This is a genomic window from Janthinobacterium sp. Ant5-2-1, assembly GCF_001445815.1.
Classification (GTDB): domain Bacteria; phylum Pseudomonadota; class Gammaproteobacteria; order Burkholderiales; family Burkholderiaceae_D; genus Janthinobacterium; species Janthinobacterium lividum_E.
This window is the reverse complement of the sequence record NZ_LNCE01000058.1, coordinates 36,557-51,454: the sequence shown is the minus strand read 5'-3', so window position 1 is coordinate 51,454 and position 14,898 is coordinate 36,557. Positions and strand designations below refer to the sequence as shown.

Below are 14,898 nucleotides of genomic sequence, written 5' to 3'. Positions count from 1 at the left end.
CGGGGCGTGTTATCGGGAATGAAAGTAATGGGTGGACTTTCCCATGAGTTTAATAATAGACTATCAACAACCGCCATCCGCAAAAAGAAAAATGAGAAAATCCACATGCCTTGCCGCCTTGGTGTTTAGTCTTTGCTCCATCGGCTCGGCCCAGGATGTCCTGCTTGCCGGACACGTGCAGCGGGTCGTTCTGCAACCGTCAGGCACCGAGCATTGCCCTTCGCCTTGTCCTCCCGCGTTACCAGCCGTTGCCGGCAAGCCGCAGGCGGTCTGCATCTCGAACACCGGCGGCTGCCAGATGATGGAGGTCAAAGTGGACCACATCTATCGCGGCGTGGTGCCGTCGCAGACACGCCAATTCTCGTCGCGCATCGGTGAATTTGGCCCCAGTTTCCCCGTGACGCAGAAACAAATCGTCGTCAACGAAGAAGGCGGCAAGGTCTCTTGGTCGTTTGTGGATAATCGGAATGGGAAGATTTTCATCGATCCGAAACGCCTGCGCAGTGTCGCTGGCATTGCCTCCGCCACGCAAGGCGATGGCGAATGGGTGGCGCTGGACGAGGTGCTGGCGCGTAAGCACGGCCATGAACATTAATTGCAAGCGCCATCTCCGGAACAAGAAAGGCATGCATGATCGCATTTAAAGATTTTCGCTCGAGCACCCCGGGCAGTCCGCTCTCTGATGGCATGGACAGGTCGCTGGTCCTGGCCAATGAATGGCTGACAAAAAACGGCGTTCGCCCTGTCTCCATCGAAACCATCACGGAAACCAGGGGCTGGATGGCGCTAGCCAAGGTTGAGCGAGGGATACGGGTTTGGTATGAAGTGGCGTCTATTCCCTTGAAACCCTGACGTGTTCAACCAGGCTGCCTCAGATAATCCCGCATAGCCCCATCAATTCGCGCCGCCGCTCTTTTTCCGCCGCGACCCCGTCAGCACGCGCAGCGCGGTGGCGATCGGCACCTTGTTCTTGGCGAGGTAGGCGGCGGCCGTGGCCGTATCGAGCATTTCCTGGAAAATAATGCCGACTTCGACCTTTTGGGCCGTCAAATCGTCCTGCCTTGCGCAGTCGAGGATATCCATATTCGTAGCAGTGACCTTGTCGTTCTTGGAGCGCATTTTTGCCTCGGTAGAAAAGAGAAAAAATGTCTCCTTTTATTTGCCTTTAAGATAACTTATTTTTGTGACTTTGTGGAAATTTTTCTTTAATCGATAGTGCATTGAGGAATTAAATTTATCTATCGTCCAAGTTCAGAGCCCAGACATGCACGGACGATGAATACGGCATAGATGATCTCCCGTCACCCATTGCCTGATCAACCATCCTTTGCCAGCGGCGCCTGGATGCGGTCTAATCATGGCTTGTTCTTTCACGAGGTTGCCATGCTGCCCACTTCCGCCATCGCCGCGCTGCGCGAAAAATTTCCCCTGATTACAGAGTTGATGGCCTTGCAGCCCTTGAGCTGGTTCAATCCCGGCATCGCGCCGGCGGCCGAGGGGCTGAACGACGTCGGCTTGACGGCGGATGACGTGGCGCAGGCCAGCGCGCGCCTGGCGCGCTTTGCGCCGTATCTGGCCAAGGCGTTCCCGGAAACGCAGGCCAGCGGCGGCATCATCGAGTCGCCCGTCGTGCCGCTGCCGGCCATGCAGGCGGCGCTGGGTTTGGCATCAAGCATGACGAGCGGTCAGCTGTGGCTCAAGCAGGATAGCCATCTGCCCATTTCCGGCTCGATCAAGGCGCGCGGCGGCATCTATGAAGTGCTGAAACACGCGGAAACGCTGGCGCTGGATGCCGGCTTGTTGAGGGAGGGCGATGATTACAGCCTGCTGGCCAGCGACGCCGTACGGGCCTTCTTTGGCCAGTACGCGATTGCCGTCGGCTCCACGGGCAACCTCGGCTTGTCGATCGGTATCATGAGCGCGCGCCTGGGCTTTCGTGCCACCGTGCACATGTCGGCCGACGCACGGCAATGGAAGAAGGATAAATTGCGCGGCCATGGCGTCACCGTCGTCGAGTACGCGACCGACTACAGCGTGGCTGTGGAAGCGGGGCGCAAACAGGCGGAGAACGACCCTACCTGCCATTTCGTCGACGATGAAAACTCACACGATCTGTTTCTCGGCTACGCGGTGGCGGGCCAGCGCCTGAAAGCCCAATTTGCAGCTAGCGGCGTCACGGTCGATGCGGACCACCCGCTGTTCGTGTACCTGCCGTGCGGCGTGGGCGGCGGCCCCGGCGGCGTGGCGTTTGGCTTGAAGCTGGCCTTTGGCGATGCTGTCCACTGCGTCTTCGTCGAGCCGACCCATTCGCCATGCATGCTGCTGGGCGTGCATACGGGCTTGCATGAAGGGATCAGCGTGCAGGAGGTCGGCATCGACAACCTCACGGCCGCCGATGGCCTGGCCGTGGGACGCCCGTCCGGCTTCGTCGGACGCGCCATGCAGCGGCTGATCGATGGCTACGCCACCGTCACGGATGAAGAACTGTACCGCTTGCTGGCCCTGCTGGAGCAGACGGAGCAGTTGCGCCTGGAACCGTCCGCCGTGGCCGGTTTCGCGGGCATTCCTGCCGTGCTGGCCGCGCCGCAGTATCAGCCGCACCTGGAAACGGCCACGCACCTGGTGTGGGGCACGGGCGGCAGCATGGTTCCCGAGGCGGAAATGTCCGCCTACGTGGCGCGCGGCCGCGCGCTGCTGGCGGCCGGCGCCGCCTGATGCCGCCCGGCGCACCGCGCATGGCGACGCTGACGGCCAGCCAGTTCGCCAACCTGCACACGTTTCTCGTGGCGGCACGTCACGCCAGCTTCGCGCTGGCGGCGCAGGAACTGGCGCTTACGCCCAGCGCCGTCAGCCACCGCATCGCACGATTGGAAGCGGGCCTGGGCTTGCGCTTGTTCGAGCGCCTGACGCGGCAGGTCAAGCTGACGCAGGATGGCGAACGCATCTTTGCCGCGCTGCAAATCGGCTGGGATGGCTTGCATGCGGCGCTGGCCGGCGGCGATGCGCTGACGGGCAGCATCACCGTGCATGCACGCCCGTCCATCGCCCAATGCTGGCTGGTGCCGCGCCTGGCAGGCTTTACGGCGCAGTATCCGGACGTGTCGATTGATTTGCGCGTGGGGAACGACGCTGTCGACTTTCGCGCCGGCCAGGTCGACCTGGCCTTGCATTACGGCGACGGCAGCTTTCCCGGCCTCGCATCGCGCAAGCTGATGGGCGAATGGCTGGCGCCCGTGTGCAGCCCGGACTATGCGCGCCAGCATGGCTTGCAGGAGACGCCGCACAACTTGTCAGGCGTGACGGTGCTGCACGACACCCTGGCCTGGCCCGCCTGCGCGCCCGATGCCGAGTGGCGGCTGTGGCTGGACGGGCAGGCGCCAGAGGTGAGTTTGCCCGCGCGCAGCCTGCGCTTCGACCGTGCCGACCTGTGCGCGCAGGCGGCCATCCACCACGCGGGCGTGGCCATGGGCCGGCGCCAGCTGGTGCAGCCGTGGTTGGACAGCGGCCAGCTGATCCTGCCGTTTGGCGGCTTTGCCTTGGCCAGCCCGCAGGCGTACTACCTCGTGCACAGCGGGCGTGCCGCGCTGCCGGCAAGAGTGCAGGCCTTGTCCGACTGGCTGCTGCGGCAGGCAATTTGATACACTGCGCCCCTCATTGAAAAAACGCGCCAGAAAGCAGTCCCATGCATCCACTTCCACTGACCTCCACGCCGCCACAGGAATTGCGCACGACGGCGCTGGCCTGCCTGCTCGAACCGGACCCGGCAACCAAGGTGGCGATGGTGGCGGCCATGGCCGAAGCGCAGCTACAGCTCGATGCGCAAGCGCCTTTGGCGCCGACCGGCCCCGTGCCGGGCCGTCCCGAACGCCCGGAACTGGTGCCGCCGCGCCTCGTGGGGCGGCGCTCGATGATCACGCCGGAAGGACGCGCCATGCTGGTCCACGCGCTCGCGCATATCGAATTCAATGCGATGAATCTGGCGCTCGACGCGCTGTGGCGCTTCCCGGACTTGCCCTTTGATTACTACACGGACTGGCTGCGCGTGGCGAAAGAGGAAGCCACGCACTTTGCCATGCTGCAGGCGCACCTGCAGGTGCTGGGCCACACGTATGGCGACTTCCCCGGTCATGACAGCCTGTGGGAAATGGTCGACAAGACGCGCGGCGACGTGCTGGCGCGCATGGCGCTGGTGCCGCGCACCCTGGAAGCGCGGGGGCTGGACGCGATTCCGCCGCTGCGCGCCAAGCTGGCGCAGGCGGGCGACATGGCGGCCGCCGCCATCCTCGACATCATCTTGCGCGATGAAGTGGGGCACGTTGAAATCGGCAACCGCTGGTATGGCTACCTGTGCGATGAAAGGGGCCTGGAATTGCGCGCCACCTATGCCGAGCTGGCGCTGCGCTACGAAGCGCCCACCCTGCGCGGCCCATTCAACCTGGAAGCGCGGCGCCGGGCGGGCTTTTCGGAACTGGAACTATCCGATCTGCCCGCCTGAATCCAGCTAGGGGTGGGCCGTGATGCTGATGTGCCAGTGACTCAGGTGTCCCGCCTCGATGTGCACTTTTGCCGGCTTGGTCCAGGCACCTGCACCGGGGATCTTGTCGGTAGTGGCGGCGGAAAAACGTCCGTCGACGAGGGCCAGCTTGATGAAGCTGGGGCCGATGTAGATGACGCGCGTGCTGGCCGGCGCCGCTTCCTGGGCCAGCATGGCCCGGTTCGCCGCGATCCACGCCTGCAGGGACGCCAGTTTCGGCTTTTGCGCGGGATTGGCCACCACTTCCGCCTTCGCATCATTGATCAGCTTGTGAATGGCGGCGCCATCGTTCTGGCCGCCCAGCGCGTCCGTGTAGCCGCCCGCGCCGTCCGCGTAGCGCAAGTCGATCTGCTGGCCGTCGCTGTGGCCGCTGTGGCCGAGGATGGAGCGGCCCGTCGCCGTCTGCGTCACATGCTGGCCGCTGATGTCGTCGAAACGGTAAGCCTTGCCCGCCAGCCAGGCGATGGCCAGGCGCGTGGCCCACGAATCGCCGCCAGCGTCACGCGTGCCGTAGCGCCGTGCCGCCAGCGCCGCCTCGTTGTCGGCCAGGTACAGGGGGATGTAGGCCGTGTCGCCCTTGAATTCCACTTGCCCCCCTTCGGCCGGGTCGGAGCTGGCATCGACATTGTCGATGCGGCCCTTCAGGCGCACCGTGATGACTGCCTTCTTGTCGAGCTTGGCGCCGGCAAAGGCGGGCAGCACCAGGCTGGAAAATTTCACGCTGCCGGCAGTCTTGGTATTCGTCTGGGACAATAAATTCTCCGTGCTGAAGGCGGGATCGCCGCCGCCCGACGAGATGCCGATATTGACTTCCGTAATCGTCGCCGCCGCTGGCGTGTAGTGCAATTCCAGCGGCACGGTGTGCGTGGCCGTGGCCGCTCCCTGCGACACGGATACATACGGCCCCGCCAAATTGCCCGTCAGCTTGATCGGCTGCAGCACGGGATGGGCGGCCTGGTTCGGCGAGCTGAACTTCGCCTGCGTCACCTTCAAGCCCTTGCAGGCGAGACTCAGTTCCACCGTCGTCACGGTGGCCAGGGCGCTGTCGCCGATATTCGTGGCGCTGACGTTGCCGCCCAGGCTCAACGCCCCATCCTTGGTTTGCTTGCTGACGTCGATGCACTCCGTCCTGACGATGGTGCCTTGCGTGAAGTGCGTCTGGTTGACGGCGCCCGTGGCGGCCAGGTTGACCCCGGGCAGCCCGGTCACGGCGTACGACCAGGTATCGTTGTACTGGCTTTGCGCCGTCGTGTAGGTGGGATATTCGGCCGTGCTGACGGTGATTTTCACTCCCACGTTTTTCGTGCCCTTGGGTACCGTGAAGGCGATGGGCGAGGTGATGGTCTGATTTTGCGCGGCCGCCGTGGCCGTGAAGGTCTTGCTGCCCTCGTCATCCTGCTGCGTGACGTCGCCCGCGGCACGGGGGCTGGCGGGCACCGCGCGCGCGGGCGGCCCGGCGCCATCCTGCGTGACGCTGCCGGCCGCATAGGTCTGGGCTCCGGCGCGCAGGGCCAGGCTCGTTACGTACGGATAGACGATGTCGACGTTGACGTTGCTGCTGCTGTTGAAGACGACGGCGCTGACGCTGACCACGTTCGGGTGGACGAGGTCGTTCAAGGTCAGCTGGTAGGTATCGGGCAGCACGCCATCGAAGTGGAAGGCGCCCGTGGCGTCGACCACGGCCACCTGGCGCTGGTGATTGTTGTAGCCGGCCAGTAACATCTTCTTGCCGGCCAGTCCCGTGGCGTTACCGCCCGCTGGCGTGCGCAGCTGTCCTTGCAGCACGATGCCGGACTTGATGACGATCAAGGCATAGCTGGCCGTGAACTCGCCATCCTGCGAGACGAAATTGAGGTTCAGGTCATAGCTGCCGTTGGGCAAGGGTGCCAGCAGTTGCTGCATGGCCGTGGCGCCGATGCTGAAGATGCCGCTGGCCGCATCGAACGTCCAGTAGGTCTTGAGGCTGACAGCCACGCCACCCGGGGTGGACAGCAGGCCGTCGCTGTCGTCCTGCAGGGCCATGGGCGCCGCGCCCACGAGGCGGAAGCCCAGGGCGCCTGGCTGCAGGCGGTTGTTCGGTCCCAGTCCCGTGATGGCCAGCACGGGCGCCGTGGTCGGCACGCTGCCGTCGTCGTTCGGCTCCACATAGGTTTCCACGGCGGTGGGCAGTTGCGTCTGGATCAGCAAGTCCAGGATGGTGATCTTGCCACCCTTGCTGAGGGAAAATTGCGCGTGCTGGTCCACGCCCGTGTCGCCGGGCGTGGAAAAGCGCAGGCTGCCGTCCTGCAGCAGCACGTCCGTGACGGCGCCGCTGGCCTTGACGCTGTCGGCGCCGTCGGGAAAGCCCAGCTCGGCCAGCGGCAGCACGACCACTTGCGCGGGCCGCACGGGGTCGAGGGCGATGCCGTCGCTGGTGCTGAAGGTCCACGTCAGCCCGGCGCTCTGGAAGGCGATGCTGCGCTCGATGCGCAGGGTGATGGTGTCGGCGGGCGTGACAGTGGCGCCCGCGCTGATGCTGCCGGCCAGCACGTCGCCATCGATGATGGTGCTGCCGGCAGGCGTACTGGCCAGCACGGCTTGCACATTGCCGGCCGCTTCGCTGCCATTGTTGCGGATGTGCACGCGGTAAGTGTAATCCCAGGCCGTGCGGTTGACGCGCTGCTCGGCCACTTTTTCCAGCAAGGTCACTTCCAGGTCGCCGGCGGCCTGGGTGGCGGTCGCGGCGGCGGCCAGCATGACCTTCGGCGCGGGCGGCTGCATGGAACCGTCCGGGCCGCCGCAGGCGCACAGGCTCAGTGCCAGCCCCGTGGCCAGCGCGGCGCCCGCCAGCTGCCGGCGCCGCAGGCAGGCCATGGCCAGCACGCCCGCCAGCAGCAGCCATGGGGTGGAGGGCAGGGCGATGGCGGCCGCCTGCGTGATGCCCGTCTCGAGCGCGATGAAGGAGACGGGGTCGAGGATGGAAAACGGCTGGGCGCCGGGGCTGCCCGCGCCCAGGTAGTCGAAGGTGACGGAAAAGCCCGTGGCCGTGGCGCCGGGCGCGATGCCGCCTGCCAGCGCCAGCGCGTCGAGGTAGCCGCTGGCGGGAATGGCGGGATCGGGCTGCACCAGCAGCAGGTCCCAGCCGGGTAGCGTGGAGGCGCTGTGCAGGTTGGCGTACTGGCCCACGCTGAAGAACAAGGTGAATTCCTCGATGGGCACGGCCAGGGTGGTATTGCTGACCGTATAGTCGTAGCGCCATTGCGTGCCGCCCAGCGATGTGGCCGTGTAGCCGATGCTGGCGCCGTGCGCGGCAGACATTGCGCACAGCAGCAGCGCCAGCAGCGCCTGTTTGATAAAGCTCATGATCGTTCCTCCGTTGACTGGCGCCAAGCGTGCCCAGGCAGGAGGTCAAGCAGGAAGCGTTCCTGAAAATTTATCGTTTGTAAAACAAGGACTTGGCTACGGCGCTCCCTTTGTTGCCGGGCGCACTGTCAAATATGCTGACAGTCCTGTCCCGGTTCTGGTCCAGGCCGTCCGCGTGGCTGGCGTTTGTTTTTTCAATTAAGGAATTTAATTAGCGTTAGCCCGTTAATATATATTTTTCAAAGTGACAAAGCGTGACAATAAATCAAAAAATAGGGTCCATACTGACTTTGCTGTAAAACAGCTCCGTTAATATATTGTGCTGCCAGCCCGATAATATTAACGTCGATAATCCCATTGGAGATATAGCATGACTGCATATGTAATCCAAAGCTTGCAAAATACAAATCTGTGCATCGGCGTCACCAGCGCCGCGGCAGGTTCCCTCGTTACCCTGCAAGTTCTTTCTGGCGTCGGCGGCACGACTTCGCAATGGAATATGGACCCGAATACCGGCTATATCACGCTGGCGGCCAACCCCAGCCTGTGCCTCGATGTACAAGGCTACGATGGCCAGCAAGGCCAGGTGATCGTCAGCACGATGACCCTGGGCCGCACCAGCCAGTTGTGGAATTGGGTGGGCCGTGCGCCGAACATCTCGAACGTGCAATACCCGCAAATGGTGCTGGACAACGCCAACAACAACGCCAGCCCTGGCAATGCCATCCTCGTGTGGCCATATAACGGCGGCCAGAACCAGAAGTGGAGCTGCCTTGCCGTGCCGGCCCTGAAGGCCATGCTGGAAGCGGCGTAAAGTTGTTTGCATGTAAACATGCCGGAAAATTAATAGCCGCGCCTGTTTGAAAGGTGCGGCTTTTATTCCGTTTCTTTTATCCGAGGGGGCGCGCGATTACCTTGCGCCATTTTATGCGAACTGCCGGACGATATTTATTTTCAAGGAAATTAAAATAAATAAGATCTTGTTTTATTTTAATCAATTCCATTTCCTGTCGATATTCTCATATTGGCTGGAATATCCACGCCCGTCACTTAGTTATAATCCCGGCATGCCTGCTTTATTCACCTTGCCATTTCAAATGCGCGCCAGCTGATGCATGGCTGAGTCTGTCAGCGCTGTCCTACCCGCCTTGTCGAAACTGTCTGATTGTATGCTTTGCGGAAACACGCGATGATCGTGTCCATGCTGCAACAGCCAACCAGTCCGACGGAGTATGCGATGCAAAAGCCAGATCAGTCCATCCACGTGAACAAGCCCTTCCTGCTGATCTGCCTGTTCACTTTCTCGACCCTGGCGGCCACCTTGATGACGATGGGCGAGGCGCCGGCAAGCGATGCCGCGCCGGCGCCAGTGGCGCGCGAAGCAGGCCACGGCGCCTTGCCCGTTTGCAGCAGCGACGCCCTTACGCTGTCGGCCCAGTGCCAGCCCCAGCCTGCGCGCCAGGCTTGACCGCGCCCTGCAGGCGCTGCTGCAGCAAGGCCAGCACGGCCGCTTCCTCCGGCGCCAGCGCCTGTAAATCGTCCTGCATCTGCTGCCGCGCCCGTGCGCGCATGCCTTCCAATAAGCTGCCATCCAGATACGATTCCAGCACGGCCGGGTGCACATAGCATTTGCGGCAGATCGTCGGCGTATTGCCCAGCTTTTTAGCCACGGACTCGATCGCCTGCACGATGTTTTTCTTCGCTTGCGCATCGGAATCGACCTGTTCGAACGCCTGCAGGGCCAGCGCGGCCAGCAGGGTGCCGGACCAGGTGCGGAAATCCTTGGCCGTGTAGTCTTCGCCCGTCACCTCGCGCAGGTAATCGTTGACGTCGCCCGAGCCGATGCCGTGGCGCGCGCCGTCCTCATCGACATATTGAAACAGTTCCTGCCCCGGCAGTTCGCGCATGCGCTGCAGCACCTTGGCCAGGCGCCGGTCGCTCAGGCGGATATCGTGGCGCACGCCGCTCTTGCCCTTGAAGTGGAAAGCCACGGCGCTGCCGTCGACCTGCACGTGGCGCGTGCGCAGGGTGGTCAGGCCGAACGATTTGTTCGTGCGTGCGTATTCTTCGTTGCCGATGCGCATCATCGTCAATTCCAGCAAGTGCACGATGGTGGCCAGCACTTTTTCACGGGGCAAGCCCGGCAGCTGCATGCCGCGCGCGACGGCGGCGCGGATGGCGGGCAGGGCACGGCCAAAGCTGAGCATGCGTTCATATTTCACTTCGTCGCGTACCTGGCGCCAGCGCGCATGGTAGCGGTATTGCTTGCGGCCCCGCGCGTCGCGTCCCGTCGCCTGCAAATGGCCGTTGGCGAGCGGGCAGATCCACACGTCCGTCCAGGCCGGTGGAATGGCCAGTGCCTTGATGCGCGCCAGGGTGGCGGCATCGCGCAGGACTTTGCCATCCGCGTCGCGGTAGCGGAACTTGCCGGGCTTGCCCGATCGGGCGATGCCGCTTTGATGGTCGCCCGTGTAGCGCAGGCCGGCGGCGCGGGCCGTGGTGGTGGCGGATATTTCCATGGATATAGCGTACCTTGTACGCCGCGCACCTGCCGCGCCGTTATGCTAAGGTGCGCATTCGTAACGCCGTGCGCGGCAGACAGGAGCAGCAGATGTTTGGCAGAAAAAAGAATCTGGAAGAAGACCACGCCCCCCAGGCCGACAAGCAGTATGAAAAGAAATACACGGATGACAGCTTCTGGGACAAGGTCGTCAAGTTCGCCAAGACGGCGGGACGCGAAGTCATCGAGAAAGCCCTGTGGCTGTACTACGCGGCGCAGCAGCCGAATACGCCGCTGTGGGCCAAGACGGCCATCTATGGTGCGCTCGGCTATTTCATTTCGCCCATCGATGCGATTCCTGACATCACGCCCGTGGTCGGCTATGCGGATGACCTGGCCGTGCTGGCGGCGGCCGTCGCCACGGTCGCCACCTACATCACGGCCGAGGTCAAGGAACGGGCCGCCGAGAAACTGCGCGGCTGGTTCGGCGCCTAGCTTGCTGGTGCGGGCTGGCCCGGCTGGCCCGGTTGTCCCTTGACGGCGTTGCGGTACCTGGCCCTGGCCTCGGCCTTCTTGACCGCCTCGTTGGCGATGTTCTGTGCCTTGATGCGGGCTTTTTCACTCTTGCTGCGCTGCTGCGCCACGTCCTTGTTGCCGATGCGGTTCGTCATGCCAGTCTCCTCGTTGAGTGTCAAATCTGACCAGCACAGCATACGTTCTTGCCTGGGCGCCACCGTGCGCCCGCTCACACAAGCGGCATGCCTAGCGCGCTTGCGCGCCGCCGCCATGCGCCAGCAGGCGCAGCACGACTTCTTTCTGGAATGAACGAAACTCCTTGTCGGCGCTGACGTTGGCAAAAGCCAGCACGGCCGTCTTGCTGGCGCGGTCGACGCAGACGACGGACGCGGCGCCCGGGTCGCCGCCGCTGTGCGTGGCCAGCACCTTGCCGTCGACGTCGCGCAGCAGCCACACCAACGCCTGGCGTACGGACGAGTCCGCAGGCACGACGGGGGCCGCTTGCGGGGCAAAAAACGATTGCAGGGTGGAATCTTGCAGGTAGCGGTGACCATCGACCCGGCCGCCATTGCTGAAGATGGCCAGGAAGCGGGCAAAATCATGCGCCGAGCTGCGCAGCAGGCCGGCCGGCCAGTCCGGATAGCCGACGGGCGGCAGCACTTGCAGGCCCGGTTCCTTGTGCGCGTAAGGCTGGGCGACGATGGCGCGCCGCGGCAAGCCGGCCAGTTTCCACGCCGTGTTGTCCATGCCCAGCGGTTCGAACAGCTGCTCCTGCGTAAAGGCGTCGAGGCCATCGGGGTTCAAACGGCCCACCAGATAGCCGAGCAGGGCGATGCCGACATTGCTGTAGCGCCATTCCGTGCCGGGCCGTGCGGCAAACGACACGTCCGCGTCATACCAGGCGCCGCCGCGCGACAGATAGCCTTTGACGAAGTCGCGCAGGGGCAATCGCGGGTCGCCTTGCACGGCAAACGTCGTCGTCTTTTCGTATACGGCGTCGGAAATGCCGGAGGTGTGGCTGAGCAAGTGGCGAAAGGTGATGGGCACGTCGGGAAACTTCGGATGCATGAACGGGAAGTCCAGGTAGGCCGCCACCTTGTCGTCGAGCTGGAAGGCGCCTTGTTCCAGCAGCAGCATGACGGCCGTGGCCGTGACGAGCTTGCTGACGGAGGCGACATGGAACACCGTGTTGGCATCGGCCTTCTTGCCGGCCTGGATGTCGGCCCAGCCATAGCCGCGCGCAAAAATCGTTTGCTCGCCGCGCACCACGGCCACGCTCATGCCCGGTGTTTCCGTGCGGGCCAGGCCGTCGCGCATGAAGCCGTCAAATGCCGTTTCCCACGCCAGCCGGGCCGGATCGGTGGCGCAGCCCGTTTGCAGCAGGGCCATCGAGACGCCCAGTCCCAGCACGCTTCTTCGTTTCATTGATTCTCTCTTTTGCCATTTTTAATTATCTTAACAATATTTCTGCCCGGCATAGGGGCGATTGACAAAACATTGCTTTGAAGCAGAGACAAATGGGGGCCACCGGTGCTATTTGCGCCAGTAGCGTTCCAGCAGCGGTTTGACCGTCAGGCCGTGCGCGACGATGGAGAGGATGACAACGACGAGCGTAATGTCGGCCAGTTCGCGCGCCAAGCCGCGCGGCAAGCCATGCGCGGTGGCATAGCTGAGGTAATACAGCGAGCCGATGCCGCGCACGCCGAACCACGCGGCCAGTCCGCGCAGGCGCACGCTGGTGCCCGATGCCAGCAAACCGAGCATCACGCTGGCAGGGCGCGCCACCAGCAGCAGGAACAGCGCCACGCTCCACGCCTGCCAGCTCCAGGCGGCGGCCGTGACGGCACCGCCCAGCAGCAGCACCAGGGTCAGTTCGGACAGGCGTTCCAGGTGTTCCTTGAAGACGAGGGCTTCGCCGCTGACGGTCAGCGTCACGTCGCTGTCGTGCGGCTTGGCGGCGGACACGGCATGGGTTTCCTCGGCCTGCAGCAAGCCTTGCCGGTCTTTCGGCGCGCCGGCCAGCCGCAGTTCCGTCTGGCGCAAGGCCACGCCGGCAAAGAACACGGCCAAAAAGCCCCACGCGTGCAGCCACGTGGCCACGCCATACACGAGGGCGATCAAGCCCAGGGCCGCCAAGTCGTCCAGCATGGCGTGTTTCGGCTCCTTCGCGCGCACCTGCCAGCCCAGCCAGGCCAGCAGCGCGCCGCCGGCCGCACCCAGGCCGATGGCGCCCGCGCTGGCCCAGACCAGGTCGCGCCACAGCCAGTTGGCGCCATGCGGTCCCAGCTCGTGCAGGCCCAGCAAGCCCAGGCCCAGCATGACGAAGGGAAAGCCGCTGCCATCGTTCATGCCCGCCTCGCTGGTCAGGGTGAAGCGCAATTGCTCGCTGTCGCCCGCATGGCGCAGCTGCACGTCGGTGGCCAGCACGGGGTCGGTGGGGGCGAGGATGGCGCCCAGCAGCACGCCTGCGCCCAAGGGCAGGCCCAGCACCAGGCAGGCAAAGGCCGCCACCAGGGCCACGGAGATGGCCATCGACAGCCACGCCAGGCGCAGCGGCGGCAGCCAGCGGGCCAGGCTGAAAGGCACGGGCATCTTGACGCCGGCGGAAAAAAGGGAGATGAGGACGGCGATTTCCGTCAGGGTTTCCAGCAGGGGCGCTTGCTGCACCAGGTCGAACGAGAACAGGCCGAGGAACATGGGGCCCAGCAGCAGGCCCACGCCCAGGTAAGCCATTGCCGAGGTCAATGGCAGGCGCGCGATGCCGTCGGCGCCCAGGCCGCGCGCCAGCATCAGGCAACCGATCAGGATGAACCAGGCGGTGGTGCTCATGCGAACCATTGTAGCGGCGCGCGGGCAAGGGCAGCGCGCCGCAGGTTTCTTTACACTTTGTACAGCGACACGCTGTCGTTCTGCGCCTGCATGCCATGCAGTTCGATGGGGTCGTGCGTGGAGCGCAAGCGGGGCAGGCCGTGCGGATAATGGGTGGTGATGAAGGCCAGCATCTGCTCGCGCACGATGCAGCGCAATTCGAACGCCGTGCCTGAATCTACCGCGCTGATGAGGAAGCGTACGCGCACGGCCCGCTCGTTGGAATCCGTCGCCTGCACGGTGCAGACGCGGCCATCCCATTGCTTGGCGGACTCGCAGATGCGCGTCAGTTCCGCGCGCAGCGGCTCTATCGGGATGCTGAAATCGAGCCACAGGAACACCGTGCCCAGGATCTCGGAGGAGGTATGCGTCCAGTTCTCGAACGGATTTTCAATGAACCACTGCAGCGGCACGATCAGGCGGCGCTCGTCCCACACGCGCACGACCACGTAGGTGCCCTTGATTTCCTCGACCGTGCCCCATTCTCCGTTGACGATCAGTACGTCGTCGATGCGGATCGGTTGGGAGAACGCGATTTGCAGGCCTGCGATGAAGTTGCCGAGCACGGGGCGAGCGGCGATACCGGCCACCAGGCCCGCCACGCCGGCCGAGGCCAGCAGGCTGGCGCCGATCTGCCGCGCGCCGGGCAAGGTCAGCAGCACGAAGGACAGGCCCAGGAGGACGACGATGGCGTGCGCGCTGCGCGTGAGCACGCGGGCCTGGGTGATCCGGCGCCGCGCACGCAGGTTGTCGGCCGCATCGACGGGATTGATCTGGGAAATCGTGATGCTGAGCGACTCGATGCATTGCATGGCCAGCCAGGTCAGCGCGATGATCAGCGCCACGCTGGCCAGGTGCGACATGGCGACCAGCCCCGGCGTATCGTCGGGCGCGCTGGCCAGCACCATGCGCAAGCCGAAGACGATCAGGCACAGCTGGCTGGCGCGGAAGGCCACGCGCGCGACGTTGCTGGCAAGCGGATGGCCATTGGCCAGCCTTCTCAGCAGGCCGATGCCGGCCCGGTGCATGCCGATGGCGACCAGGGTGACGAGCAGGGCGGAAACGAGCACTGTCAGCGCAGAGCGCAGCGGGCCTCCCATCAGCGAGTGGAACGTGCTGAGATCCATAGGCGAAAACT

The 14,898-nt window shown here is 64.1% G+C and carries 15 protein-coding genes; 8 read left to right on the top strand and 7 right to left on the bottom strand.

Annotated elements, in window-relative coordinates:
* Nucleotides 1-43 precede the first annotated feature (43 nt).
* A complete protein-coding gene (locus ASN89_RS28750) occupies nucleotides 44-595 on the top strand; it encodes a hypothetical protein (RefSeq protein ID WP_152988628.1) in 552 nt (183 codons plus the stop codon).
* Between the two features lie 35 nt (nucleotides 596-630).
* Nucleotides 631-852: a hypothetical protein gene (locus tag ASN89_RS19455; RefSeq protein ID WP_046685063.1), complete on the top strand. Its 222-nt coding sequence runs from the start codon at nucleotides 631-633 to the stop codon at nucleotides 850-852.
* Nucleotides 853-894: 42 nt separating this feature from the next.
* Here ASN89_RS19455 and ASN89_RS19450 read toward each other — a convergent pair whose 3' ends face one another.
* Nucleotides 895-1,119 (bottom strand): hypothetical protein, encoded by a 225-nt coding sequence (locus tag ASN89_RS19450; protein ID WP_046685064.1) that lies wholly within the window; start codon nucleotides 1,117-1,119, stop codon nucleotides 895-897.
* Nucleotides 1,120-1,383: 264 nt separating this feature from the next.
* Here ASN89_RS19450 and ASN89_RS19445 point away from each other — a divergent pair, with 264 nt between their 5' ends.
* Genes ASN89_RS19445 through ASN89_RS19435 form a run of 3 tightly spaced genes read left to right on the top strand, consistent with a single transcriptional unit; the run spans nucleotide 1,384 to nucleotide 4,495 of the window.
* Nucleotides 1,384-2,715 (top strand): D-serine ammonia-lyase, encoded by a 1,332-nt coding sequence (locus tag ASN89_RS19445; RefSeq protein WP_058050428.1) that lies wholly within the window; start codon nucleotides 1,384-1,386, stop codon nucleotides 2,713-2,715.
* A gap of 20 nt (nucleotides 2,716-2,735) precedes the next feature.
* Entirely contained in the window at nucleotides 2,736-3,638 is a 903-nt protein-coding gene (dsdC, locus tag ASN89_RS19440; RefSeq protein ID WP_152988627.1) for a DNA-binding transcriptional regulator DsdC, read from the top strand.
* Between the two features lie 44 nt (nucleotides 3,639-3,682).
* Entirely contained in the window at nucleotides 3,683-4,495 is an 813-nt protein-coding gene (locus tag ASN89_RS19435) for a ferritin-like domain-containing protein (protein ID WP_058050426.1), read from the top strand.
* 6 nt (nucleotides 4,496-4,501) lie between these two features.
* Here the strand turns inward: ASN89_RS19435 and ASN89_RS29550 are convergent, their stop codons facing one another.
* Nucleotides 4,502-7,876, bottom strand: a complete 3,375-nt coding sequence (locus ASN89_RS29550; RefSeq protein WP_058050425.1) for a hypothetical protein — start codon at nucleotides 7,874-7,876, stop codon at nucleotides 4,502-4,504.
* A gap of 370 nt (nucleotides 7,877-8,246) precedes the next feature.
* Between ASN89_RS29550 and ASN89_RS19425 the strand changes: the two genes are divergently transcribed.
* Both ASN89_RS19425 and ASN89_RS19420 read left to right on the top strand, forming a co-directional pair.
* Nucleotides 8,247-8,690, top strand: coding sequence for an RICIN domain-containing protein (locus ASN89_RS19425; protein ID WP_058050424.1), 444 nt, complete (start codon nucleotides 8,247-8,249; stop codon nucleotides 8,688-8,690).
* Between the two features lie 423 nt (nucleotides 8,691-9,113).
* The gene (locus ASN89_RS19420) at nucleotides 9,114-9,344 is read left to right on the top strand and encodes a hypothetical protein (RefSeq protein ID WP_152988626.1); all 231 of its coding nucleotides are present in this window, start codon (nucleotides 9,114-9,116) and stop codon (nucleotides 9,342-9,344) included.
* Here the strand turns inward: ASN89_RS19420 and ASN89_RS19415 are convergent.
* A complete protein-coding gene (locus ASN89_RS19415) occupies nucleotides 9,298-10,395 on the bottom strand; it encodes a DNA topoisomerase IB (protein WP_058050422.1) in 1,098 nt (365 codons plus the stop codon). The two genes, ASN89_RS19420 and ASN89_RS19415, sit on opposite strands and share 47 nt — an antisense overlap.
* A gap of 92 nt (nucleotides 10,396-10,487) precedes the next feature.
* Between ASN89_RS19415 and ASN89_RS19410 the strand changes: the two genes are divergently transcribed.
* The gene (locus ASN89_RS19410) at nucleotides 10,488-10,871 is read left to right on the top strand and encodes a YkvA family protein (protein WP_046685558.1); all 384 of its coding nucleotides are present in this window, start codon (nucleotides 10,488-10,490) and stop codon (nucleotides 10,869-10,871) included.
* On the opposite strand, the gene ASN89_RS19405 is transcribed toward ASN89_RS19410, so the two are convergent.
* The 4 genes from ASN89_RS19405 to ASN89_RS19390 form a co-directional block, all read right to left on the bottom strand.
* Nucleotides 10,868-11,047 carry a hypothetical protein gene (locus tag ASN89_RS19405; RefSeq protein ID WP_046685559.1) on the bottom strand — a complete coding sequence of 60 codons (180 nt, stop codon included), beginning with the start codon at nucleotides 11,045-11,047 and terminating at the stop codon, nucleotides 10,868-10,870. The two genes, ASN89_RS19410 and ASN89_RS19405, sit on opposite strands and share 4 nt — an antisense overlap.
* Nucleotides 11,048-11,138: 91 nt before the next feature.
* Nucleotides 11,139-12,317 (bottom strand): serine hydrolase domain-containing protein, encoded by a 1,179-nt coding sequence (locus tag ASN89_RS19400; protein WP_082654663.1) that lies wholly within the window; start codon nucleotides 12,315-12,317, stop codon nucleotides 11,139-11,141.
* 108 nt (nucleotides 12,318-12,425) lie between these two features.
* Nucleotides 12,426-13,721 (bottom strand): cation:proton antiporter, encoded by a 1,296-nt coding sequence (locus ASN89_RS19395; protein WP_058050420.1) that lies wholly within the window; start codon nucleotides 13,719-13,721, stop codon nucleotides 12,426-12,428.
* 50 nt (nucleotides 13,722-13,771) lie between these two features.
* The gene (locus tag ASN89_RS19390; RefSeq protein ID WP_058050419.1) at nucleotides 13,772-14,887 is read right to left on the bottom strand and encodes a mechanosensitive ion channel family protein; all 1,116 of its coding nucleotides are present in this window, start codon (nucleotides 14,885-14,887) and stop codon (nucleotides 13,772-13,774) included.
* Between the last annotated feature and the right edge of the window lie 11 nt (nucleotides 14,888-14,898).

Excerpts from the sequence above, each read along its gene's own strand:
- ASN89_RS19425 (WP_058050424.1), top strand. The coding sequence starts at position 8,247 with ATGACTGCATATGTAATCCAAAGCTTGCAAAATACAAATCTGTGCATC.
- ASN89_RS19410 (WP_046685558.1), top strand. The coding sequence starts at position 10,488 with ATGTTTGGCAGAAAAAAGAATCTGGAAGAAGACCACGCCCCCCAGGCC.
- ASN89_RS19400 (WP_082654663.1), bottom strand. The coding sequence starts at position 12,317 with ATGAAACGAAGAAGCGTGCTGGGACTGGGCGTCTCGATGGCCCTGCTG.
- ASN89_RS19435 (WP_058050426.1), top strand. The coding sequence starts at position 3,683 with ATGCATCCACTTCCACTGACCTCCACGCCGCCACAGGAATTGCGCACG.
- ASN89_RS19450 (WP_046685064.1), bottom strand. The coding sequence starts at position 1,119 with ATGCGCTCCAAGAACGACAAGGTCACTGCTACGAATATGGATATCCTC.
- ASN89_RS19455 (WP_046685063.1), top strand. The coding sequence starts at position 631 with ATGATCGCATTTAAAGATTTTCGCTCGAGCACCCCGGGCAGTCCGCTC.
- ASN89_RS28750 (WP_152988628.1), top strand. The coding sequence starts at position 44 with ATGAGTTTAATAATAGACTATCAACAACCGCCATCCGCAAAAAGAAAA.
- ASN89_RS19445 (WP_058050428.1), top strand. The coding sequence starts at position 1,384 with ATGCTGCCCACTTCCGCCATCGCCGCGCTGCGCGAAAAATTTCCCCTG.
- ASN89_RS19395 (WP_058050420.1), bottom strand. The coding sequence starts at position 13,721 with ATGAGCACCACCGCCTGGTTCATCCTGATCGGTTGCCTGATGCTGGCG.
- ASN89_RS19405 (WP_046685559.1), bottom strand. The coding sequence starts at position 11,047 with ATGACGAACCGCATCGGCAACAAGGACGTGGCGCAGCAGCGCAGCAAG.
- dsdC (WP_152988627.1), top strand. The coding sequence starts at position 2,736 with ATGGCGACGCTGACGGCCAGCCAGTTCGCCAACCTGCACACGTTTCTC.
- ASN89_RS29550 (WP_058050425.1), bottom strand. The coding sequence starts at position 7,876 with ATGAGCTTTATCAAACAGGCGCTGCTGGCGCTGCTGCTGTGCGCAATG.
- ASN89_RS19415 (WP_058050422.1), bottom strand. The coding sequence starts at position 10,395 with ATGGAAATATCCGCCACCACCACGGCCCGCGCCGCCGGCCTGCGCTAC.
- ASN89_RS19390 (WP_058050419.1), bottom strand. The coding sequence starts at position 14,887 with ATGGATCTCAGCACGTTCCACTCGCTGATGGGAGGCCCGCTGCGCTCT.
- ASN89_RS19420 (WP_152988626.1), top strand. The coding sequence starts at position 9,114 with ATGCAAAAGCCAGATCAGTCCATCCACGTGAACAAGCCCTTCCTGCTG.